22 protein-coding genes and 1 riboswitch are annotated in these 22,976 nt (G+C 42.9%); of the genes, 8 read left to right on the forward strand and 14 right to left on the reverse strand.

The features are described from left to right. Positions 1–54: 54 nt before the first annotated feature. Positions 55–1,011 carry a lytic transglycosylase domain-containing protein gene (locus AAAH86_RS02870; RefSeq protein ID WP_343485993.1) on the forward strand — a complete coding sequence of 319 codons (957 nt, stop codon included), beginning with the start codon at positions 55–57 and terminating at the stop codon, positions 1,009–1,011. A gap of 120 nt (positions 1,012–1,131) precedes the next feature. Here AAAH86_RS02870 and AAAH86_RS02875 read toward each other — a convergent pair whose 3' ends face one another. Both AAAH86_RS02875 and AAAH86_RS02880 read right to left on the reverse strand, forming a co-directional pair. After that, complete coding sequence (locus AAAH86_RS02875) at positions 1,132–1,674, reverse strand: DUF2892 domain-containing protein (protein WP_343485994.1); 543 nt, start codon at positions 1,672–1,674, stop codon at positions 1,132–1,134. A 6-nt stretch (positions 1,675–1,680) separates the two neighbouring features. Further along, the gene (locus AAAH86_RS02880) at positions 1,681–2,571 is read right to left on the reverse strand and encodes a DUF6263 family protein (RefSeq protein ID WP_343485995.1); all 891 of its coding nucleotides are present in this window, start codon (positions 2,569–2,571) and stop codon (positions 1,681–1,683) included. Positions 2,572–2,701: 130 nt separating this feature from the next. On the opposite strand from AAAH86_RS02880, the gene rpmH reads away from it, so the two are divergent. The 3 genes from rpmH (at position 2,702) to AAAH86_RS02895 (ending at position 6,641) form a co-directional block, all read left to right on the forward strand. Then, on the forward strand, positions 2,702–2,860 hold the full coding sequence (rpmH, locus tag AAAH86_RS02885; RefSeq protein WP_082433296.1) for a 50S ribosomal protein L34: 159 nt from the start codon (positions 2,702–2,704) through the stop codon (positions 2,858–2,860). A 100-nt stretch (positions 2,861–2,960) separates the two neighbouring features. Further along, positions 2,961–5,813 carry a carbamoyl-phosphate synthase large subunit gene (carB, locus tag AAAH86_RS02890; protein ID WP_343485996.1) on the forward strand — a complete coding sequence of 951 codons (2,853 nt, stop codon included), beginning with the start codon at positions 2,961–2,963 and terminating at the stop codon, positions 5,811–5,813. Between the two features lie 183 nt (positions 5,814–5,996). Next, complete coding sequence (locus tag AAAH86_RS02895; protein WP_343485997.1) at positions 5,997–6,641, forward strand: hypothetical protein; 645 nt, start codon at positions 5,997–5,999, stop codon at positions 6,639–6,641. A 3-nt stretch (positions 6,642–6,644) separates the two neighbouring features. Here the strand turns inward: AAAH86_RS02895 and AAAH86_RS02900 are convergent, their stop codons facing one another. Genes AAAH86_RS02900 through gndA form a run of 4 tightly spaced genes read right to left on the reverse strand, consistent with a single transcriptional unit; the run spans position 6,645 to position 9,572 of the window. Beyond that, a complete protein-coding gene (locus AAAH86_RS02900) occupies positions 6,645–7,130 on the reverse strand; it encodes a DUF1569 domain-containing protein (protein ID WP_343485998.1) in 486 nt (161 codons plus the stop codon). A 5-nt stretch (positions 7,131–7,135) separates the two neighbouring features. Beyond that, positions 7,136–7,528, reverse strand: coding sequence for a DUF1801 domain-containing protein (locus AAAH86_RS02905; RefSeq protein WP_343485999.1), 393 nt, complete (start codon positions 7,526–7,528; stop codon positions 7,136–7,138). Continuing rightward, on the reverse strand, positions 7,525–8,163 hold the full coding sequence (locus AAAH86_RS02910) for a YdeI/OmpD-associated family protein (RefSeq protein ID WP_343486000.1): 639 nt from the start codon (positions 8,161–8,163) through the stop codon (positions 7,525–7,527). Before AAAH86_RS02910 ends, AAAH86_RS02905 begins: the two co-directional genes overlap by 4 nt. After that, the gene (gndA, locus tag AAAH86_RS02915) at positions 8,160–9,572 is read right to left on the reverse strand and encodes an NADP-dependent phosphogluconate dehydrogenase (protein WP_343486001.1); all 1,413 of its coding nucleotides are present in this window, start codon (positions 9,570–9,572) and stop codon (positions 8,160–8,162) included. Before gndA ends, AAAH86_RS02910 begins: the two co-directional genes overlap by 4 nt. A gap of 112 nt (positions 9,573–9,684) precedes the next feature. Between gndA and zwf the strand changes: the two genes are divergently transcribed. Next, the gene (zwf, locus tag AAAH86_RS02920; protein ID WP_343486002.1) at positions 9,685–11,217 is read left to right on the forward strand and encodes a glucose-6-phosphate dehydrogenase; all 1,533 of its coding nucleotides are present in this window, start codon (positions 9,685–9,687) and stop codon (positions 11,215–11,217) included. Between the two features lie 181 nt (positions 11,218–11,398). Then, entirely contained in the window at positions 11,399–12,109 is a 711-nt protein-coding gene (gene pgl, locus AAAH86_RS02925; protein WP_343486003.1) for a 6-phosphogluconolactonase, read from the forward strand. Positions 12,110–12,153: 44 nt separating this feature from the next. Here pgl and AAAH86_RS02930 read toward each other — a convergent pair whose 3' ends face one another. Continuing rightward, positions 12,154–12,837: a hypothetical protein gene (locus AAAH86_RS02930; protein ID WP_343486004.1), complete on the reverse strand. Its 684-nt coding sequence runs from the start codon at positions 12,835–12,837 to the stop codon at positions 12,154–12,156. A gap of 237 nt (positions 12,838–13,074) precedes the next feature. Here AAAH86_RS02930 and AAAH86_RS02935 point away from each other — a divergent pair, with 237 nt between their 5' ends. Continuing rightward, entirely contained in the window at positions 13,075–13,416 is a 342-nt protein-coding gene (locus AAAH86_RS02935; protein WP_343486005.1) for a helix-turn-helix domain-containing protein, read from the forward strand. A 174-nt stretch (positions 13,417–13,590) separates the two neighbouring features. Here AAAH86_RS02935 and AAAH86_RS02940 read toward each other — a convergent pair whose 3' ends face one another. The 6 genes from AAAH86_RS02940 to AAAH86_RS02965 all read right to left on the reverse strand — a co-directional run bounded on the left by AAAH86_RS02940 (position 13,591) and on the right by AAAH86_RS02965 (position 19,078). Continuing rightward, positions 13,591–14,136 carry an acyl-CoA thioesterase gene (locus AAAH86_RS02940; protein WP_343486006.1) on the reverse strand — a complete coding sequence of 182 codons (546 nt, stop codon included), beginning with the start codon at positions 14,134–14,136 and terminating at the stop codon, positions 13,591–13,593. Between the two features lie 140 nt (positions 14,137–14,276). After that, entirely contained in the window at positions 14,277–14,642 is a 366-nt protein-coding gene (locus tag AAAH86_RS02945) for a 6-phosphogluconate dehydrogenase (RefSeq protein WP_343486007.1), read from the reverse strand. Further along, positions 14,643–16,019, reverse strand: coding sequence for a DNA recombination protein RmuC (gene rmuC / locus AAAH86_RS02950; protein WP_343486008.1), 1,377 nt, complete (start codon positions 16,017–16,019; stop codon positions 14,643–14,645). Positions 16,020–16,120: 101 nt separating this feature from the next. Then, positions 16,121–16,888, reverse strand: a complete 768-nt coding sequence (locus AAAH86_RS02955; RefSeq protein WP_343486009.1) for an ABC transporter ATP-binding protein — start codon at positions 16,886–16,888, stop codon at positions 16,121–16,123. A gap of 1 nt (position 16,889) precedes the next feature. Beyond that, positions 16,890–17,921, reverse strand: coding sequence for an iron ABC transporter permease (locus tag AAAH86_RS02960; RefSeq protein ID WP_343486010.1), 1,032 nt, complete (start codon positions 17,919–17,921; stop codon positions 16,890–16,892). After that, positions 17,918–19,078 (reverse strand): ABC transporter substrate-binding protein, encoded by a 1,161-nt coding sequence (locus AAAH86_RS02965; protein ID WP_343486011.1) that lies wholly within the window; start codon positions 19,076–19,078, stop codon positions 17,918–17,920. Before AAAH86_RS02965 ends, AAAH86_RS02960 begins: the two co-directional genes overlap by 4 nt. Before the next feature lie 32 nt (positions 19,079–19,110). Further along, positions 19,111–19,394: riboswitch (cobalamin riboswitch) on the forward strand. An 87-nt stretch (positions 19,395–19,481) separates the two neighbouring features. Here AAAH86_RS02965 and AAAH86_RS02970 point away from each other — a divergent pair. Further along, positions 19,482–21,359, forward strand: coding sequence for a TonB-dependent receptor (locus AAAH86_RS02970; protein ID WP_343486012.1), 1,878 nt, complete (start codon positions 19,482–19,484; stop codon positions 21,357–21,359). A gap of 36 nt (positions 21,360–21,395) precedes the next feature. Here AAAH86_RS02970 and AAAH86_RS02975 read toward each other — a convergent pair whose 3' ends face one another. Then, positions 21,396–22,856: a S41 family peptidase gene (locus tag AAAH86_RS02975; protein ID WP_343486013.1), complete on the reverse strand. Its 1,461-nt coding sequence runs from the start codon at positions 22,854–22,856 to the stop codon at positions 21,396–21,398. Between the last annotated feature and the right edge of the window lie 120 nt (positions 22,857–22,976).

Genomic DNA, 22,976 nt, shown 5'->3' on the forward strand with positions numbered 1-22,976 from the left:
CCAAAAAAGTTTAATCGAGTTCAACTAACTTGCAGATAAATTTAGATTGACGCTATGAAGCACATTAAAAATATATTGGCCGTTATCGGAGGCCTTTTTGTTGTGGGGAGCTTGATTTACGCCGTTCAAGACAAACCCACCCAGAACGAAGCGATTTTAAAAGCGCATCGGGAAAAAGTAGACAAAAATGTTGCTGAAGGGTACCAGATAAGCGCGATTGACATTCCCGAGGATCTCAACTTTGCAGGCGAACCTGTTCCCCAAGAAGACCCTGAAATTATGGAGCGGGTAGATCGCGAATTTTTGGTAAACACCTACTGGCAGTCCAATGCCTTGTTGTTGATGAAGCGTGCTAATAAATACTTCCCTATTATTGAGCCTATCTTGAAGAAAAATGGCGTGCCCGATGATTTTAAATATTTGGCGGTTGCCGAAAGCGGATTGCAGAATGTGGTCTCGCCCGCCGGTGCCACGGGCTTCTGGCAGATCATGAAAGCAACGGGGCGAGAATACGGCCTTGAGGTCAACGAAAATGTCGATGAGCGGTACCACATTGAAAAAAGTACCCAAGTGGCCTGTGAGTACCTTAAAAAATGGAAAGAACGCTTCGGTACATGGACGCTGACCGCTGCAGCTTATAATGCCGGACCGGGCGGGATACAGAAGTACATGAACATTCAAAAAGTTGATGAGTATTATGACCTGTTATTGGGTCAAGAGACAGGCCGTTATGTATTTCGAATCATGGCCATCAAAGAAATTCTGGCGAATCCTGCGAAGTACGGTTTTGAGGTTGAAAAGGATGATTTTTACACAGCAGTGCCCACATTTTCTGTGGAAGTGGATACTGCGGTCGAAAGCTGGGCCGATTTTGCCGACCTCTACGAAATCAACTACAAGATTTTAAAGCGCCACAATCCGTGGTTGCGTGAACCGCACTTGAACAATGCCTCTAAGAAGACCTACGTGATTGAAATTCCGAATAAGGGATATTACAGAGAGTCCAAATAGTTTTGTTAAAAGTTAAAAGTTAAAAGTTAAAAGTTAAAAGTCGGTTTCGTCCCTCTTCGCAGAATTACTAATCTCACTTTGTATTTTCAACTTTGTACTTCTTACTTTACATTTCCAACTTTAGCGATATCTTTGCCGTACCTGTTGTGGGCCACGTTTCAACTGCTGCTGCATCATTTTCAGCTGCTCGGTGAGCATTCCGTTTTTATCCAACTTCTTGGCTTCTTGCAACAGCGTAGTAGCTTCACGTTTTCTTCCCTTTTGCATGGCGATACCGGCCAAGCTCATTTTGGCCATCGCCTCATCATAGCCCATGTTCAGCCCTAATTTCAAAGCCTTTCTAAAAAATTTTTCAGCTTGGGTCAGGTTCTTTTGGGAGTAGATGATACCGTGCAGGTAATTGTAATAGCCCTGTTGTTTTTTGACCAATGCCGCTTCAGGATTCTTGATCTTTGACAGCCATCGTTCGGTGCCCTCCATATCTTGCTTCCGCATCCGTAAGAAAGCAAGCAATATCATTTCGTTTCTGAAATACAGAAAAATAAATATCAGGGATAACAGGATGAGGAATATGCCATTGCCTATATATCCTTCAATAAATTGATACACCGCGTATCCTATAATCAGTGCTGCAATAACCAGTTTTATGTTTTTATTGAACATGGTAGCTTAATCAATTAATTCATAAGTGATGGTCGATTCTAGCTTGGTAGGTATTTCAGCACTGCCCATCTGTGGCATGGTGGAATTGCCCTCGGCCATGCTCGAGACCATCATTTTTTTAATAAATCCGTTTTCTATGGAAGCCTCCAATGCAGTTTCTTGCTTGCCGGTGAGGTTCATTTTTAGATTTTCATCTTCGTTGTTCACAGTGATATCGGCATCACCGGTGATGGATGCCATTCCGTTTTCTATTTTTTCGAGTTTCCAGATATTTTCAGAGCTCAACTTACCCTCATGCTTATTTGTCCAAGTTTCGCCGACCGCAATTTTTTCTTTTGGATAGAAAAAGGTCATTTGTTCAAAGCTTTTGGCCAAGCTTTCAGTGCCGAACTCCCCCTCAAGTGATTTTTTCATCAGGTTGGCTGTGAACTCATCTTCAATGCCCGCATTGGCAATCATGTTCTGAATAAGTCCTTCACCGCCCTCAACAGTGGTAATCTGTCCCAGTGCTCCCATTTTCACGGTCAATTCGTAGCCTATCAATCCGTTGAAAATAGCAGACATCATATCGCCATCAACGGGTTCAGAGGCACGCACATCAATCAGTGTGCCTTGTATGCTTGAAGAAGATTTGAGCGCAAAATCCTCAAACTTCAGTGCAAGGTCATAGCCTGTATCGGTTTTTGAGGTGACCTCAAAAGTAAAGAGACCTTCAAGTTCATTTGTGATTTCATGCGATGAGCCTTCCAGGGTTTGGATCATCAATTGATTCGCATTCTGCTTGATTCTAAAGTTTTGGCCAACCTCTAGAGTATAGCCCAGATCAACTTGGGCCTGTACCAAGAAAGACGATAATACAAAAAGACCTAAAACAACACTTTTAAGGATTCTGCACATTTTACTGCATTAAAGTTGAGGTAGGCAAAGCTAAGACAAACATTTTTTAGAAGGTACTTGTCAAAGCAAAAACTCTTCGTATATTTGCGCCCAGAATTTTGAAAAGGCTTCACTTTAACGAAACAGAGCAATGAAAAGAACGTATCAGCCATCGAAACGAAAAAGAAGAAACAAACATGGGTTCAGAGAGCGCATGGCTACTGCCAATGGCAGAAAAGTTCTTGCGAGAAGAAGAGCCAAGGGAAGAAAAAAACTAACAGTATCATCTGAACCACGACACAAAAAATAGATGACTGTCAATAACTTTTTAATTAAAAGGTGCTACTCTTAAGGTTAGCACCTTTTTTTTGAACTTATTTTTGCGTTTGACTAAAAATTAACTGCTTACAATGCCCAAAAGAGACGACTTAAAATCGATTTTGATTATTGGTTCAGGCCCTATCATCATTGGTCAGGCCTGCGAATTTGACTATTCTGGATCACAGGCGCTGCGCTCACTTCGCGAAGATGGTATCAAAACCATTCTGATCAACAGCAATCCTGCGACCATCATGACGGATCCATCAATGGCCGACCATGTGTACTTGAAACCTCTTAACACCAAATCGATTATAGAAGTCCTAAAAAAACATCCAGAAATTGATGCGGTTCTGCCCACGATGGGGGGGCAGACTGCTTTGAACCTATGTATCGAAGCTGATGAAAAAGGCATTTGGGAAGATTTTGACGTTGAAATCATAGGCGTGGATATCGATGCCATCAACATTACAGAAGACCGCGAGCAGTTTCGGGCACTTATGACCAAAATAGGAGTGGGTATGGCGCCCCAAGCAACGGCAACCTCATTTTTGAAAGGCAAGGAAATTGCCCAAGAGTTTGGTTTTCCTTTGGTGATTCGGGCTTCTTTTACCTTGGGTGGGGCAGGAGCATCCATCGTTCACGACCCCAAAGATTTTGACAACTTATTGAGCCATGGCCTTGAAGTGTCACCGATTCATGAGGTGATGATTGATAAGGCGATGATGGGCTGGAAGGAATATGAATTGGAACTGCTCAGGGATAAAAACGACAACGTTGTCATCATCTGTACCATCGAGAATATGGATCCCATGGGCATCCATACAGGCGACTCGATTACCGTGGCACCCGCAATGACACTTTCTGATAGAACATTCCAGCGTATGCGAGATATGGCAATACACATGATGCGTAGCATCGGTGATTTTGCAGGGGGATGTAATGTACAGTTTGCGGTGAGTCCCGATGAAGAGGAAGAGATTATTGCGATTGAAATCAACCCAAGGGTATCTAGATCTTCAGCATTGGCTTCTAAGGCTACAGGCTATCCAATTGCGAAAGTCGCAGCCAAATTGGCCATTGGGTATTCGCTGGATGAGTTGCAGAACCAAATTACACAATCAACTTCTGCATTGTTCGAACCAACATTGGATTATGTGATCGTGAAAATTCCAAGATGGAATTTTGACAAATTCGAGGGGTCAGACCGAACGCTGGGCCTACAGATGAAGGCCGTAGGGGAGGTCATGGGTATTGGGCGTTCTTTTCAAGAAGCCTTGCACAAAGCGACACAATCCCTTGAAATAAAAAGAAATGGCCTCGGTGCCGATGGAAAGGGCTATAAAGACTACGATACCATCATCCATAAATTGACCGTACCCAGTTGGGACAGGGTCTTTGTCATTTATGATGCGATTCAATTGGGCATACCCTTGAGCCGTATTCATGAAATCACCAAAATTGACATGTGGTTCTTAAAACAGTACGAAGAACTGCATTTGTTGGAACAAGAAATTTCAAAATATACCATAGCCTCGCTGCCCAAGTTTTTGTTGCTGGAGGCCAAGCAAAAAGGCTTCGCCGATAGGCAGATTGCACACATGCTTGATTGTTGGGAAAGCGAAGTGCACAAAAAGCGCATGGAGCTGAAAATCAATCGGGTATATAAATTGGTCGATACATGCGCGGCAGAGTTCAAGGCGATGACACCATATTACTATTCTACCTTTGAGGAAGAAATCGAAACCCCTGATGGTAAGCGATATGTTGCCAATGACAGTGAGGTGACCGATAGAAAGAAGATTGTGGTATTGGGCTCGGGGCCCAACCGTATCGGGCAGGGCATTGAATTTGACTACTGCTGTGTACACGGAGTTTTGGCCGCTGCGGAATGCGGATATGAGACCATTATGATCAACTGCAATCCTGAGACGGTATCCACTGATTTTGACACTGCAGACAAACTCTATTTTGAGCCCGTTTTTTGGGAACATATCTATGATATTATCCTTCATGAAAAACCGGAAGGTGTCATTGTGCAATTGGGCGGACAAACTGCATTGAAGCTGGCCCAAAAGTTGGATAAATACGGCATCAAAATCATCGGAACCAGTTTTGAGTCGCTTGATTTGGCCGAAGACAGGGGCAGCTTTTCGACCTTGTTGAAAGAAAATGATATTCCCTACCCAAGATTTGGGGTCGCCGAAAGCGCTGATGAAGCCTTGGATTTGGCCGATGAACTTGGTTTTCCGTTGTTGGTGCGACCGTCTTATGTTCTGGGTGGCCAGGGCATGAAGATTGTCATCAACAAAAAAGATTTGGAGGCCCATGTGGTGGATTTGCTCCGTAAGATTCCAAACAATAAGCTGTTGCTCGACCATTATTTGGATGGTGCCATTGAGGCTGAGGCTGATGCCATCTGTGATGGTGAAGAAGTGAAAATCATCGGTATCATGGAGCATATTGAACCCTGCGGCATTCATTCTGGGGATTCAAACGCTATGCTTCCTCCTTTCAACCTCGGTGAATTTGTGATGCAGCAAATCAAGGATCACACCAAAAAGATAGCCTTGGCATTGAACACCGTGGGTCTTATCAACATTCAGTTTGCGATAAAAGATGATACAGTGTACATCATTGAAGCCAATCCGAGGGCATCGCGTACCGTACCCTTTATCGCCAAGGCCTATGGTGAACCCTATGTGAACTATGCCACCAAAGTGATGTTGGGCGAAAAGAAAATCAAGGATTTCAAATTTAATCCCAAGTTGGATGGCTTTGCCATTAAGCAACCTGTGTTCTCGTTCAATAAGTTTCCGAATGTGAACAAAAACCTCGGACCTGAGATGAAGAGTACTGGAGAAAGCATTCTATTCATAGATGATTTAAAAGATGACGAGTTCTACAATTTGTATTCTCGAAGAAAAATGTATTTGAGTAAGTAAATGCAGAGAATTCTCGCTATTGGAAAAAAAGCTTTCAATGCCTTAAAAGCATTGCGGGTTTTTCACGCTGCCAAACCTTAAGACATCAAATCATCAAAAAGCATTATTTTTAGTTGAGTCCAATTTTTTTAAATTGGGAAAAGGATGATTAATCCAAATGGATAAATGGTAATAGCATAGAGGATGTTCAAAAATTTTACAAACTGGCAGAGATTTCAACTTGCTGTAGCACTGTTGGTTGTTTTCTTACTGGTCTTTGCCACCAATAGGTTGGATAGACGACATTTTATGACAGTTCAGAATACGGTGACTTCAGTGTACGAAGACCGTGTCGTGGCCCAGAATTATATTTATGAGCTCAACAAGTTGTTTGGTGATAAGAAAATGGCAGTTGCGACCAATAGCAAATCTCTCGTTGTTGAATCTGTCAATGGTGACATTGAAAAACTCATTGATGCGTTCGCCCAAACAAAACTCACAAAAAGCGAAGCCAAATATTTTAAAAATCTTCAGCAAAACTTTCTCAAAATAAAAGGGCAAGAACAAGCTGTTGGCAAACTTACCAATGATAATGAGTCTGTAAAGCATAGAGAAGCGATGCTTTCTAACTTATCGAACATTCAGCGTGATCTGGACAATTTGGCGGAGACCCAGGTGAAAGAAGGAAGACAAATGACAGAAATTGCCCAGAAGTCTCTGAACATGAATGAAATGCTGTCAAGAATAGAAATACTCTTTTTAATCGTTATAGGCCTGGTTTTACAGTTTGTCATCTTCTTTAGAAACAAAAAATCCAAGAATGCCTTGGCAGCCCAAGAGGAAGTCTAGACCTTACCGAAAAAGGTCGAATTGTTGCAAATGGTGGAAACAGTGTTTATAGTGTGCTCGTTCCCATTCCTCAAAATTTAGGGTCCCGAATATGGGATGGATTTCTTCCTTTGAATTTTCTGTGTTGTAAATGGAATAAAATCTTTGAATGGTGGACTTCAATGTTGCGATAGCCGCCCCAAGACTTTCATGTTGCAATTCGGGAAGCCCATCAACCAAAAGGGGATTTCTGAAATTTTGTTTTGTTGGATGATCAGAGAAAAGAAACTTCTTGAATACGGTCAATTTGTTTTTGGGTGTGAAACATTCGACCCTGATTTTTCCAAAGGAAACATCAAATGTCCAAATCAAGTGCTCGACCATCTGTTGGGCGGTCATGTTTCCCCAATCTGGAATGCTATCTTTTTGTAGTTTGGAGAGTAAACCTGCAACTTCATTTTTCAAGAATTTTTCTTCAATGGTCTTTTTATTGACACCAGACAAATTCATAGCTCTTAACTTAATCGTTCCAATTTCCCCTTTCGTTTATAGATGTTTTTATAATCCCATTGAATTTTCTTTGCTTTTTCGACCCATCGGGCCAAATCAGCTGTGTTTATTTCATCTTTAGAAGTGTAAATGATGGAGGCATCCATAAATTTCCCTGTACCTGGAGATAATTTGTCCTCTTCAAAACTTGCCCCGCTCCAGAACATAAGACGAATGCCAGCCTTTAGTTTGCTGTAGCCTACGATGGGATTTTCATTTATGAACCAAACGGGATGTCGGTGCCAAATTTTGTATTCTGTCTCTGGTAACAACATAATAAGCTGTAATGCCAAGAAATTGCAGATTTCCCTTTCTTGGCCTTTTTGGTTTTCGTTGAACGTTTTGATTTCAGGTTTCATTTTCTTTTTGATGAATATTTATCATGCAGCCCAGTTCCATTTAAAATCATGGGGGTACATTTTTCAATCCGTGCAATTCTGGTTTTGGATTGCTTGGGTTGCAAAAAGTGAAGGATGTAGCCACGCTGGCGCCCAGGTGTCAGTGTTTCAAAAGCTGTTTTTAATATCGGATCTTCATCAAGTTTTTGTTGCAATTCTTCGGGAATAGGCTCTGGATTCTTTTTAAATGGAACTTTCAATCCTGCCTTTTCCACTTCAATTGCTTCATAGATATAGGCCTTTAAAGTGGTCTCAAGTTTATTGATAGTCTGGGAGTCGGTAAACTTTAGGATTCGTGCTGCTTGAGAGTTTTTTCCAGGCTTTTCTAGAATGTTTTCAACATCGTTCAGCAAAGCACCCTTGAAAAAACTGAGTACACAATGATCTTTGAAAGCACTGATAATCAGCACATTTTTATTTTGGTGCATATAACAGGGCACACCCCATTTCGTAGTTTCTTCAAGCCCACAATCCAATGCGATGGTGCGAAGCAATTTCAATTCTACTACCCATTGATGTACCTTACAGTTGGGTGTACCCCCGAGCGGGCAGCGACCGCAGCCCTCTATAAAATAATTGTCGACTGAGGTGTTCATTTTTCCCATTCCGTATGAAACGTTCCCTCACGATCTAAGCGTTCATAGGTATGCGACCCAAAATAATCGCGCTGGGCTTGAATTAAATTCAGGGGCAAGCGTTGCGAGGTATAGGCATCAAAATAGGTAAGGGCATTCGAGAGTCCGGGCAAGGGAATACCATGGGTCGCACCGTAGCTCACCAATTCACGGGCAGCATCGACCGTACTTCGCACTTTGGGTACAAATGCGTTGGAAAGCAATAAATTCTGCAATTCGGGCTCTTCTTGATAAGCCTTGGTAATATCTGCCAATAAGGCTGCGCGTATGATACAGCCTGCCCGCCAGATTTTGGCAATCTCGCCCAAGTTCAATTCGTAACCATATGCTGCCGAAGCATCGGCCAATTGGTGCATGCCTTGTGCATAAGCCATGATAAATGCAAAATACAGGGCTTTCTCTGCTTTTTCAATCAATGCTTCTTTATTGACGGCTTCGAGCACGGGTTTTTTGTATAGGTGGTCTGCCTTGATTCTTTCATCTCTTAAAGCGGATATTTGACGCATACTGACCGCTATATCGATGGTGGGTACGGGTATGCCAAGGTCCATGGCATTTTGCGAGGTCCATTTTCCGGTGCCCTTTTGTTTGGCCTTGTCTAAAATCACGTCGACTAAATCACCATCGGTCAACTCATCTTTTTGGGCAAAGATTTCTGAGGTGATTTCGACTAAAAAAGATTGTAGCCTACCATTGTTCCACTCTGAATAGATCTTATGCAGTTCTTCGTTTGAAAGACCCACAGCTTTTTTGAGCAAGTCATAAATCTCTGAGGTGAGTTGCATCAAGCCGTATTCGATGCCGTTGTGTACCATTTTGACGTAGTTTCCAGCAGATTTTGGCCCCAAGTAGGCCACACAGGGTTCCCCTTCATATTTGGCCGCCACGGCCTCAAAGATGGGCTTGACGTGCTGGTACGCTTCACGATTTCCCCCCGGCATAATGCTCGGTCCCTTTCGCGCCCCTTTGGCACCGCCCGAGACACCAGCACCAAAGAAATTGACACCCTTTTCTTTCAGGTAGGCCTCACGACGGTCGGTATCGGAATAAAACGAATTGCCCCCGTCGATGATGATGTCGCCCTTATCCAACATGGGCAACAGTTTTTCGATGACGGCATCCACGATTTTTCCGGCCGGTACCAATAGCATGATTTTTCGCGGTTTGCTGAGAGCTTCCACAAAAACAGCTGCATCGACATCAGCGTTGACTCTGCGGGTATCTCCTCCTTCGTCGATTAAGGCATTGACCTTTTCTTCATCCAAATCATTGCCAAAAGCAGAGAAGCCGTTATCGGCCACATTCAAAATGAAATTCCTGCCCATTACGCCCAACCCTACTAATCCAAAATCGTATTTTTTGTCCGTCATTTTTGCGAGTTCTTTTCTTCCATGTTAAGATAGTACTAAGTAAGTGATTTCTAAAAACGCAAACCTAAATTAAACGTTATATTCGTCTACAATGAATTTCTAAAAAGGTTGCATGAAAAAGATGGAAGATCAACTGGTTGTCATTTTTGGCGCTTCTGGCGATCTCACTGCCAGAAAACTGATACCTGCGCTTTTTAATCTGTATTTGGAGGGATACATGCCTGAAAATTTTGTCATCCTTGGTGCCAGTCGCAGTGATTTGGGCGATGTGGATTTTAGAAAGAAAGTGGTGTTGGAAAGTGATTACCTAAAGAATGAACTGCAAGATGCCAAAGATGGTCAGGCCCAAAAGTTTGCAGACCGGCTGTTTTATGAAGATTTGGGAGGAAGTTATGATGGCGATTATGGCAAATTGCGAAATCGAGTGGAAAGCTTTAAACAAGAATTTGGCCTCACAGGGAACATTATGTATTACCTGTCAACCCCGCCAACGCTCTATGAGACCATCGCCTGTAAATTGAGCGAAGCGGGATTGAGCAGTGATAATAGTGGCTGGAAGCGTCTTATCGTTGAAAAACCATTTGGTTACAGCCTTGAAACGGCCAAAAAACTCAATAGCGGACTCCAAAAATATTTTAAGGAAGACCAGATTTACCGAATCGACCATTATTTGGGCAAAGAGACGGTACAAAACCTTTTGGTCACCCGTTTTGCCAACACCATTTTTGAACCGTTGTGGAATCGAAACTACATCCACCATGTGGAAATTACCAATGCAGAAAGTGTCGGGGTTGGTAGTCGTGGAGGGTATTATGACAAATCTGGGGCGTTGCGCGATATGTTCCAGAACCATTTGCTGCAGATTGTATCGTTGATCATTATGGAACCGCCCATAGGTGATGCCCCAGAGGAAATACGTAATGAAAAGGTGAAAGCGTTGAAGTCGCTTCGTATCATGAAGGATGAAGAAACACTATATGATCATACCATAAGGGCGCAATATGTGGCCTCAGAGGTTGAAGGAGAACAACTGAAAGGCTATCGTGAAGAAGATGGTGTAGATGACGAGTCAACCACCGAGACCTATGCGGCCATCAAATTTTATGTGGACAATTGGCGATGGAAAGATGTGCCATTTTATGTACGAACGGCTAAGCGAATGCCGACCAAAGTGACCGAAGTGGTCATTCATTTCAATACGCCACCCCACCAAATTTTTAAGGATTCAGGAATCAATAACAAGGATAACAAACTAATTATTAGGATTCAACCCGATGAAGGGATATTGATAAAGTTTGGGGTCAAAGTACCAGGTCAAGGCTTTAAGGTCGAGCGTGCGAATCTTGATTTTTATTATTCGAGCTTGACGGAAACACGCGTTATGCAAGCTTATGAACGATTGTTGTTGGATGCCATGCAGGGTGATGCCACCCTCTATGCCCGTGCCGATGAGGTCGAGGCCGCATGGGAATTTGTAGACCCGATTCTCGACTATTGGAAAAACGCCAAAGATGTACCCCTTTATGGTTATGCCGCTGGCGTGTGGGGACCTGAAAATGCCGATGATTTGATTGATGGTATCGGCTTTTGGCGCAATCCAGGCAAGAATTTGGCCGATGACCCGGGGTATTGCGTAATCTGCTAGATGCTAGATGTTAGATGCTAGAAGTTGGATGACGGATGACAGAAGTCGGGATTGACCACTTGAGGATGTCACCCTGAATGTGTTATGCTGAGCGAAGTCGAAGCACAGTCGAATGGTTAGGGGTGTCTTTTGAGATGCTAAAGGAAAGTATATCGGGCATACTGGTATCAAAATGGATAAAATGGAAGTAAAGATTTACAAAGACAAACAAGAAGTTGCCGAGCGATTCTCAAAATATTTTGCTGAACTGGTCACTGATGCCCAGATATTTCATGTGGCCCTTTCTGGGGGGAGTACGCCAAAGGTTGTTTTTGATGTGTTGGCCAAGGAATATGGAAACAAAATTGATTGGGCAAACATCCATTTCTATTGGGGCGATGAACGATGTGTGCTGCCCAGTGATAACGATAGCAACTATAAAATGACAGTAGAACACCTATTTTCAAAAATTGAAGTGCCGAAAGAAAACATCCATCGTATTTTGGGAGAAAATGACCCCAACAACGAGGCAATGCGTTATGCCAATCTATTGGAAATCAATTTGGATAGAGTAGAAGGCATTCCCCAATTTGATTTGGTCATTTTGGGCATGGGCGATGACGGACACACCGCTTCCATTTTTCCGCACGAAATAGAATTGTGGGATGCTAAGGACCACTGCTTAGTGGCCACCCATCCTGACTCAGGGCAAAAGCGGGTTTCCATCAACGGAAAAGTCATAAATACAGCCAAAGAAGTCGCTTTTTTGGTTACGGGAGAGAACAAGGCCGAAAAAGTGGATGAAATCCACAATCAAAAAGAGGGGTATGAAAAGTATCCTGCTTCGTTGGTAAAATCAGATTCAGGGCAATTGGTTTGGTTTTTGGACAAGGAAGCAGCTTCAAATCTTTAAACCCCTCCATTTGTGGAGGGGCTTTACATACACCAATCAAAAGACTAAATCCTCTCCAAAGGAATTTGTAATTGGTGTGGTCTGTTTTCAGGTTTATCAAATGGAGTGCCATCGACATGTTTCGCGCCCATAAAGAGCAATCCATTTTTAAAATAGATAAGGTCGTAATCGGAAACGATTTGACCTTCCTCAATATGGAACATGGGGAAAGCCTTGCCTAAAATGTCTTTTTTGGTGTTTAATTCAAACGGACTCATGCCTTCGGGCAATCCCGCATTGAGCATTTGGGCGGCCTGTTCATGCAAAGGTGTCACCGCAAAGCCCTTGTTCAAAATGTAGTCGATGTTCCAGGCGCCATCGGCAATGGGATGTTTCTCGCCCCACTTCAAATCACCTTTGAATTCAAACTCCATTAAGGGCATTTGACCATAATTGTCTGCGAATAGTGTAATGGTACCCACAAAAGTATCATCGTCATTGTAGATAAAATGCCTTTTGAGAAAGGTGGGCTGTATTTTCCCAGTACCTGCTCGGTCTTCGGTAGGGCGGAGTTCCACAGAAAGGCTTTTCCATTCCCCCAAAGCATATTTTTTGACGGCTTCCAAGGTTTTGGGTTCCTGTACCATCTGTTTTGCTTTTGCTCGTAATGATTTCATTTCTTGGGATTTTAAGGTCTGTGACACGGTAAAAACCAATGCCAAGACCATCAGTGTTGTTAATTTTTTCATGTGTTTAAAATTTTTAAATATCTGGTAGTAATTGATTTAAAAATTTAAGAACCCATGCAACCACTCGTTGCACTCGTTCTCTCATGAATTTCTTTTAATCTTATCTGTGAACAGTCTTTGATTAAAAAAATTCATTTTCGTTTCATCTTCTATGAATTATTTGAATCAAAATTCCCATTTTTGTCTAAATAACAAGACTAGTCCATTTTTATATGCATAGTCTAATTTTATAGACCATTGAGTGCTAAAAGAAAAACTAAGGATTTTAACCCTAACGGATGCCCTGTGACCCACTGCCTCAACAAAATTGGGGGCAAATGGAAACCCGTTATTCTCTTTTTGATTCGAAAGGATTGCAACCGATTTTCGATGTTGCAACGAGCAATACCCGATATTAGTAAACAGATGTTGGTGAACCAATTGCGGGAGTTGGAGGCCGATACCATTTTGGACAGGATTGTCTATGCGGAAGTACCACCCCGTGTGGAGTATAAAATTTCAGATTACGGCCAAACATTGTTTCCCGTCATCGACGTGATGCAGGATTGGGGCTTAAAAGATATGAGGAAAACGTGTTAGTGCTTGTTAGGATTTAACTTTCAAGGGAAATTGCCCCCTTCTTGTCTCCGAGGAGTGAGTTCAGGAGCGAGAGGAAGACACAACTTTAGGGGTGTTTTTCAATCCCTTCCGTCTTCCAATCCGCCAAGGCGATGGAATCCACCTTCCCTTGGACAAGGGAAGGAGCTAATAGCCTCAGTCTAAATTAAGTTTCACATTTTCACCTTCAACATATTCAAGATATTCATCCACTGAATACTTTTTCTTATCGTATTTGGAATCCCTTTTGTATACGGCCATTTTGCGTTCCACACTTCGAGCAAAGCGTCGCAATTCTTCTTTGTTGGTAATCAAGAGTCCAGGCACTTTGGCGTTTTTTCCATGGTCATCTTTGGCCACCATAGTAAAATAGGAAGAATTGCAATGTCTTGTTTTACCCGTGGTTACATTTTCGGCATCCACGCGTACCCCCACGACCATTGAGGTACGCCCCGTATAGTTAATACTGGCCCTCAGGGTAACCAATTCGCCCACCTCAATTGGATTCAGAAAATCCACCCGATTCACCGAAGCGGTCACACAATAGCTTTGGGAGTGTTTGCTGGCACAGGCAAAAGCAATTTGATCCATTAAGTTAAGAATGTGGCCACCGTGCACCTTGCCCCCAAAATTGGAGTGGGAGGGAAGCATCAATTCCGTTATGGATACTCTGGATTCTTTAGCTGTTTTGAATTTTTTCATACTTTTCAATCTCTAACTTCCCTCTAGAAAGCATGTGCTGAGCGCAGCCGAAGTGAGGGGATTAAGGGGTGTGTAAAAAATTGCACAATTCTTATGAAAGTACTACACCTCCCTCGGTCCCTCCTTTTTAGGAGGGAAGTTTAATTCCGAAAATGGGGCGACTTTTCCTGTACGACATCAATGATAAAGTACTTGGTGTCGCCCAGCCAGAAAAAGGTGGCATAACGTTCTTTGTAGGTGACTTTTACATACTGCCCCTGAAAATCCTTTAGTTTTTCAATCACTTCTTGTTCCGAATCCTGAACGGAGAATTGAAAAATCTGGGCTCCTGAAATGCCTTGACTGATTTCGCCTTCCCAAGTTTTCACCAAAACGCCTTTTCTACTGAATTTTATCAATTCGCCTGAACGGTAGCCTTCGCTGAAGGGCACGTAATACACAAAGGCAAAATAGGCCGCTACGGCCAATAGAATGACAGAGATACCGATAAAAATGACTTTTCGCATTTACAGCTTTAGTTTTGGTTGTTCATCTTCAATTTCAAGGTCTTTGCCATCGGTGTCCAGATCATCTTCAATGGCGCGTTTTAAAATTTTCTCTGGAATGGATTTTTTGGCCTTGGCCCCCATCTTTTTTAGCTTTTCAATACTGGTCACAATATTGCCACGGCCTTCGACCAATTTGTTCATGGCGCCTCGGTACTCAGTTTTGGCCTCATCCATCTTTTTACCCACTTTTGTGAGGTCGGTCACAAAGCCCTCAAATTTATCATAAAGTGCGCCAGCCTGACGGGCAATTTCAATGGCGTTACGCTGTTGTTTTTCATTGCTCCACATGGTATCGATAGTTCGCAAAGTAGCCAAAAGCGTACTTGGAGTAACAATTACGATGTTCTGTTCAAATGCCTTGTTGTACAATGAGTTATCTTCGTTGATAGCAATGGCAAAAGCGGGTTCGATGGGCACGAAGAGGAGTACAAAATCAGGGCTTTCCATTTCATACAGGTCCTCGTACTTTTTTGCGGAAAGTTGCTCCACGTGCTTTCTGAGGGAATTAATATGGTCTTTCAGAAACTTGGGCTTATCATCTTCCTCGGCATTGGTATACCGCTCGTAATCCGTTAGGGAAACTTTGGAATCCACAATCATCTTTTTCCCGTCGGGAAGATTGATAATGACATCAGGCATCACACGGCTGCCATCTTCACGCTGAAAGCTTTGCTGCACTGAATATTCACGGTCTTTTTCGAGTCCAGATTTTTCAAGCACCCGCTCCAATACCAGTTCACCCCAATTGCCCTGCATTTTGCTATCGCCTTTTAAGGCTTTGGTTAGATTTTCTGCCTCTTGGGTAATTTTGAGATTTTGCTCCTGTAAAAGTCGCAATTGCTCTTTGAGGGCAGCATTGATACCAAAACTCTGTTTTTGATTTTCTTCCACTTTCTTTTCAAAAAGCTGGATTTTTTCCTGTAACGGATTCAATATCTGTTTGATATTCTTTTGATTCTGCTCGGTGAACTTGGTGCTTTTTTCATCCAAGATTTTATTGGCGAGATTCTCGAATTCTTTGGTGAATTTTTCCTGTAGTTTTTCTACCTCTTCCTTTTGTTCCGAATTGATGCGCTGTAGGTTTTCCAAATCTGCACCTTGACGGACGATTTGATTGCCCAGTCGTTCCTTTTCGGACTGCAACACTCTTTTCTCCTCATTCTCGGCCAGCAATTTTTCATTGAGGGAAGCAACAGTATTCTTGAGCTGGCTCTCCCGTTCGCCCCAAACACTTTCATCGGATTTTGTACGCAATTTTTGGATGTAGATGCCCAAAAGAACACCAATTCCAACTGAAATCAATCCAATCAAAACATACATCAACTCTGTACTCATAGCATGTTATTCTTCGATAAAGATAAAAGGTTTTGAAATGACTACCCCTTCCGTCTCGACAAAGTCGGGACACCTTCCCAAGCCAGGGGAAGGAGCCATTCCTACTTATTGATTTTAAAAGAACCCGTTTTCGCATCAAACTGTACCATTTCTTTGGGAAAAAGGGAATCAAAACAACCTTGCTCAATCAATTCACAGGGTTCCCCAAATGGATTTTGGTTTCCATCCAGAATCAAGATGTTGTCGCAAAGCTGAATGGCCAGATCTATTTCATGGGTTGTGAAGACAATGGTTTTTTGATGGTCATGCGCCAATTGTTGCAGCAATTTCAAAATTTGCACTTTATGAAACAGATCGAGGTGGGTGGTCGGTTCATCCAACAAAATCAAAGGGGTGTCCTGGGCCATGGCACGGGCAATGAGCACCCGTTGTAACTGTCCGTCACTGAGTTCGTAGCACTTTTTGTGTTGAAGCTCTTCCAGTTCAAAAAGACAAATACTTTCTTTGATGATGGTTTGGTCTTGCTTGCTGAGCATGCCGATCCAATTGGTGTAGGGTTGTCTGCCCAAGGCCACCAATTCTTTGGCGGTAAGGTTTTTTGTGGCAATCGGATCTGTCAAGACCACGCTTACACTTTTTGCTAATTCGGATGTGGTTATTGTATTTAAATCCTCCCCTTGGATTGAAATTTCCCCTGATAGTTTTGGCTGTAATTTGGCCAATGTTCTCAGCAGAGTGGACTTTCCAATTCCGTTGACCCCAACGATGGCACAGAGTTTCCCTTTGGGGAGTGCAAAACTGATGTTCTCGGCGATTACGGTATTACCGTAGCCTACCCCCAGATTTTTTATATGAAGTATTTTTTCCATCCTAAAAAATCAATTTCCGTTTTCTGACCAACAGCCAAATGACCACTGGCGCACCAACAATCGAGGTAATTGCATTAATGGGCAACACATTGGCCGAGCTGGGCAATTGGGCCAAGGTGTCGCATAATAACATCAAAATTGCTCCATAGAGCAAAACGGCCGGCACTAAAATTCGATGTTCCGTAGTGTCAAAGATTTGTCTTGTCAGATGCGGAACGGCAAGCCCCACAAAGGCAATCGGACCCGCAAATGCCGTAATGCCCCCAGCCAAAATCCCAGTGGCGATAATGATGAACAACCGAGATTTTTTTAAGGAAATACCCAAACTCTGTGCATAGTTCTCTCCAAGAAGATAGGCGTTCAGATTTTTGATGGAGGCCACTCCCAGCAATAATCCCAATAAAACTATTGTTGTTAAAACACCAATTTGTGTCCACGAAAGATTGCCTACACTGCCGAAGGACCAAAAGATAAAACGCTGTAAATGTTCGGCATCTGAGAAATAGGCCAAAACGCTGACCAAAGCTGCGGTAATGCTGCCAAACATCAATCCTATGATAAGGAGCGCCATGGTATCACGTACGCGGTTTGCCACGACCATGACCACCAAAAGCACCAAAAAACTGCCCAAACTGGCGGCAATCGCCAATGCGATATCATTTCCGAATCCGTAGATGGCCAATCCTGAGAACAGCGATGTGCCCATCAATAACAAAGCGGCACCCAAACTGGCCCCTGAACTGATGCCCAGTACAAAGGGTCCGGCCAATGGATTTCGAAACAGGGTCTGCATTAGAAGTCCACTAACGGCTAATCCACCGCCCACTAAAATAGCTGTGATGGCTTTTGGAATGCGGTAATCAGTGATGATGTATTGCCAAGATTCATTTTGTGCAGCACCGCCAAGTAGCGTTTTCACCACCTCGGTAAATGGAATGCTCACCGAACCCAGACTGATGTTCAGCAGAACGCTCAATAGCAGCGCCAAAAAAAGCAGAAGGAATGACAATCGATATGGCTTTGTTGAAATCACTTCTGCAAAGGTGTGAAAAAGTAGGGTTCGTGTTCGGGCAATACTTCAGGATGAAAAATATGCACCAAATCTTTCAATACCAAATCGGGACGCTGTGGTGCCAGCTCGTAGTACAATAACCCTCCGGTTTCACCCTTGGTGGCGGCAAACGTATACACTTTTTGATTTTGAAAGGCATCAAATTCAGTATAATGTGAACTGGCTTCCTGCATTTCAGAATAGGAGGTGAACTGCGAAGGTGATATCCAAAAATCTGCAGTACGGCCTTGCTCAAGAACGGACTCCAAGCTCAATGAAAGACTACCCGAACCTTCAGTTGATGCCCAGAGATAGTCGGTGTTAGCATCGGCCAAAAATTGACTGGCCCAGCTTTCCCCAGCGGGCAGGTACCATACATCTTTGTACAGGGCACCACTCAGCACCGTGGGTCGTTCTGAAATTTCTGAAGCCAAATTTTTTATTTTTTGATAGGATTCCTCAATTTCATTAAAGATTCGGTCGGCTTCTTTTTCCTTCTCCAGTAGCGCACCAAAAAATTTGATCCATTCAGCCTTTCCAATGGGGCTTTGTTCCGTCCAATCCCCATTGTAAACAACAGGAATACGTGCTTTTGAAATGGTCTCGTACGCAGCATTTTGATTGTCAATGGAAAAACCAACGACAACATCAGGTTGTAAATTGATGACCACTTCGGTGTTCAGGCTTTCGTTGCTGCCCAATTCTCTAATTTTTCCTTCGGAAATCAAATGTCGGGCTGCTTTTGAAGACACATATTTTGTATCGGGAAAACCCACCAGTTTTTCCAAACCGTTCAAACTTTCCAATGCTGGAATGTGTGTGGTTGAAGTCACCACCAAATTTTCAACGGGAGTCGCAATAATGGCATCATACGCACCCTTTGGCAAGGTGATCATAGGCAGTTTTTCCCTCGGAATCAAAGCGTACTTGAATTCCTTTTCTGAACCTGGCCACGGGCTTTTGACTTTCAGTACTGAATAACTGCTTCCGGTTTCGATGGTGAACCCATTGGCATACTTGATTTTCGTAGGTTCTGTCTTTTCCTCTGGAAAAGGTTGGGGCACTTGCTCTTTTTTCTCTTTACAGGTAACAAAAAGAATTGCGAATAGTAATAATCGCCAAGTAGTGGATTTTATCATGGCCCAAAAGTAGCATATTCATCAAAATGGTTACATTCGTACCGAATATTGGTTCCCGAAAGCTTTTGCTTCGGGATTAAAAGGGAATCCAGTGCGTAGAATGACGAGTGATAAATTCTAGCCATTCGTACTTCAACAAATCTGGAGCTGTTCCCGCAACTGTAAGTTTATGCCATCCCGATAGCTATCGGGAGTTTTGGCACCTCTTTCATAGAGGACTTCACTTTCTTCATAAGCCACTGTCCGCCTGAGGCGGATGGGAAGGCAAAGTAAAGTTGAACAAGCCAGGAGACCTGCCAATTTCAAACACATATTGTTAAACTTTCGGGATAAAAGTTTGCATGCGTTGAACCCAAAAAGGTTCATATCATCCGTATGGCTATTCCGAGCAACCTAGCTAAAAATGAAAAACAGGTTACTTGGGCCATTGGCACTATTATTTTTATGTCATGGCCTATCCGCGCAACAGGCGCAAAATGATTCCATTCCCATTCAAGATTTGGATGAAGTAGTGGTCAGTGATTCACGCTTTGCATTGAAACGTGAAAACTCAGGAAAAGCAGTGATAAAGATTTCTGCCGAAGAATTACAGCGCAATCAAGGTAGATCCGTGGCAGAAATCATCAACACCAAAAGTGGTATCGCTGTGAATGGCAGCCGTAGCCAAGCAGGTCAGAACATCTCGGTATTTGCCCGTGGCGGAAATAACCGACAAGTTTTGGTCATCATTGACGGTATTCAAGTCAGTGACCCATCCAACGTCAATGCAGAATTTGACTTGAGGCTGTTGAATCCATCCCAAATCGAGCGTATTGAAATTGTCAAGGGAGCAGCCAGTACGCTGTACGGTAATGCTGCAGCTACAGTGGTCATCAACATCACGACCAAAAAAGCTTCTCAGGACGGATTTTCTCTGGAAACCACTTCGATCATGGGCACCAACCAATCAAAGGAAAAGCAGGGATACAATGTTTCGGATTTCTCGAATACAGTCGCGCTATCAGGCAAATCAGGAAAACTATCGGTACTTGCCTCTGGCGGGCATCAATTCACGGATGGCCTATCTGCTGCAGTCGGCGATGAGTCCGATGCGTTTTCGAGAATCAATGGAAACGTAAAAGTGGGCTACGCGTTCTCAACGAATCTTGAACTGTCAGCAACTGCTTTTTACGACAAATTGAACAATGATTTTGATAATGGTTTTCCTGTTGAGGATGCTAATTTTACCTCACGCAGCGAACAATCGCGATTCGCGCTTTCTTCGATATATCGCTATGGCAAAGGAAGCCTGCATTTCAATGGTGCCTTTAATTCGGTGACCCGAAGTTTTCAAACGAATTTTCCGAATGCGTTTGATTCAGAATCATGGATTCTTGACGTTTTCAACAAATACACGTTCAATGAAAAGCTGTATACCATAGTCGGTGTCAACGCCATTGAGCACAAAACACTGTTTTCTGAAACTGAGGAAACTGCGACGACCATTGATCCCTACATTAATGGGGTATGGATTTCCGATTTCGGATTGAACCTTAACGCAGGCCTTCGCCTGAACAACCACAGCGAGTATGGCTCAAATTTGATTTATAATTTGAATCCGTCGTATCGGTTCAAATTGGGAGAAGGCTATTTGAAATTCTTTGGCTCGTACGCGACCTCATTCATTGCACCGAATCTTTCGCAATTGTTTGGTCCGTTTGGGCCAAATCCTGATTTGGAGCCCGAAGAGAACACCACTTTGGAAGGCGGAATCGAATATCGTCCCTCAGAAAAATTACGATTCAGTGCCGTCTATTTTGATAGGAAGGAAGAGAACCGTATTCAATTTGTGACCATCAATCCCGAAACGTTTGAAAGCCAATATCAAAATATCGCTACCCCTACCAATTTCAATGGCTTGGAAGTGGAGTTGGAAGTAACACCTATTGAAAAGATGAGCTTTAATGCCAACTATACCTTTACAGATGCGGAAGAAGGTCTTGGACTACGAATTCCGAAGAACGTATTCAATGCAATAGTTGGATATGAATTCAATGAAAAGACGGATGCATCATTGTCCTATCAACACACTTCCGACAGGGAAGACACTGATTTTTCGACCTTTGAGACCGTCACTTTAGAAAGTTTTGGACTTTGGAATGCCTACTTAAGTCACCAACTCAATAAGCAGGTACGCTTTTTTGTGTCAATGGAGAATATCACCAACACAGCCTATTTCGAAATCTTAAATTTTACGACAAGGGGTAGGAATTTTAGATTAGGGCTACAATTGAGTTTATAAAAAGAAAAGCGGCCCATGGCCGCTTTTTATCTGACTTTATTTGAATCCTACTGGTGGATTGTCCAAATACATATTGTCTTTTATTGGTGTGAACATTTTTGAGCTGGTAAACATTTTGGCAGGCATTTGAACTTCAAAGCTAAACTTGGCACTTGCAGCTCCAATCTCTTGAAGGGCTCTTGCCAATAAAGGCTCGTCTTCTTCACCCAAAACACCCAAGTTGGCCAAGTCTTCCTGCAATTCAATGTCGGGAGCCAGTCCATTTGTGTAGTCAAAAAATCCATCAGCATTTTCATTGCGGCCTACTAAGGGTTGGATGGCCCAACTATTATTGGGATTAATCTGATTTTCTCTGGCAGCATCATAGATAAAGCTATTTTCAGGATCATCCACCATGGTGATCGAAAACTCATTCTTACCGCGGGTCGTTTCCCCGATATGGATGACATCAATGTAAGGGGCCAAACCGTTCATGACCAATTCGCTGGCAGAAGCGGAGCTGTTTGTGGCCAAAACATACACTTTGTCAAGATTTAATGAGTTCAAAGGCACACCAGAACTTACTTCGGTGGCAAAATAGTCTTCCAATTGTGCAGCGGAGAACTGTGACTGAATTTTATCGTTCCAACGTTGTCGAATGTACAAATCGTTGGTGTTGGTGCCATAGACCATACTGGCCAATAATCGTGAGGTGTTTACTGAACCTCCTGGATTATAGCGCATATCCAAAACCAATTCCGTACATCCATCTGCAACAAATTGAGCAAAGGCATCGTTAAGCTCTACATTAAAATTACGGTTAAAGCCGTTGTACATTAAGTAAGCAACTTTGATTCCATCGACATCCAAGGTTTTAGCCACTAAAATTGGATTTTCTTCCAAACCTTCCATTTTGGTCAATGTTACTTCTTCTCCCGTAGGGGTAACCGTATTGTTCTCTATTGTAGCGAGCCCCAAAGTATAGGTGTCATTATCTCCAAAAAGTAATTCAATATAATTGTCGAGGTTCAAGGTCTGTCCGTCGATTTCAGTGAACAAATCTCCGCGTTCAATATCCTTGGTGTCGGCATCTGAACCCGCTATGATATAGCGCACATAGCCAAAAAGGTCATTACTGTCTGCAAAACGCACGAGACCGAATTCCAACCCATTGCTTTTAGAGATACCGACCAAATTGTTTACCAATGCCGTATAATCTTCGTTGGCAAAGCTAAAACGGTCTTCAGAAAACTGTATACTATTGTAAAAATCATCAGGATCAGGTGTGGCCGCTAAAAAAGCTGCATAGGCTTCCGCATCATCATCTTTGGTGTCCGCTAGGTCAGGGACTTCCGCTTGCCAAAAATACCAAAGGTTCATGGCTTTCCACATGAAATCCTGTGTAGGGAAATCAGCAATAATGGGAGGATTCGTGTTGGGGTTTTGAATGCCATCATCATCATTGCTACAACTTAGCATAAACGATGCGGCCAAAAACAAAAGGATGTACTTTTTCATAGCTTTTTAATTAAGGGCTTCGCAACAATTGTTCCAAAAAGGGAGTCACGTTTGTTATTTACGTAATTTCCCTAGCAATTAGTTTTTGAAATCCTAAAATACTTACATCCAGAGGAAATA

It is taken from the genome of Allomuricauda sp. d1 (assembly GCF_039592695.1).
Classification (GTDB): domain Bacteria; phylum Bacteroidota; class Bacteroidia; order Flavobacteriales; family Flavobacteriaceae; genus Flagellimonas_A.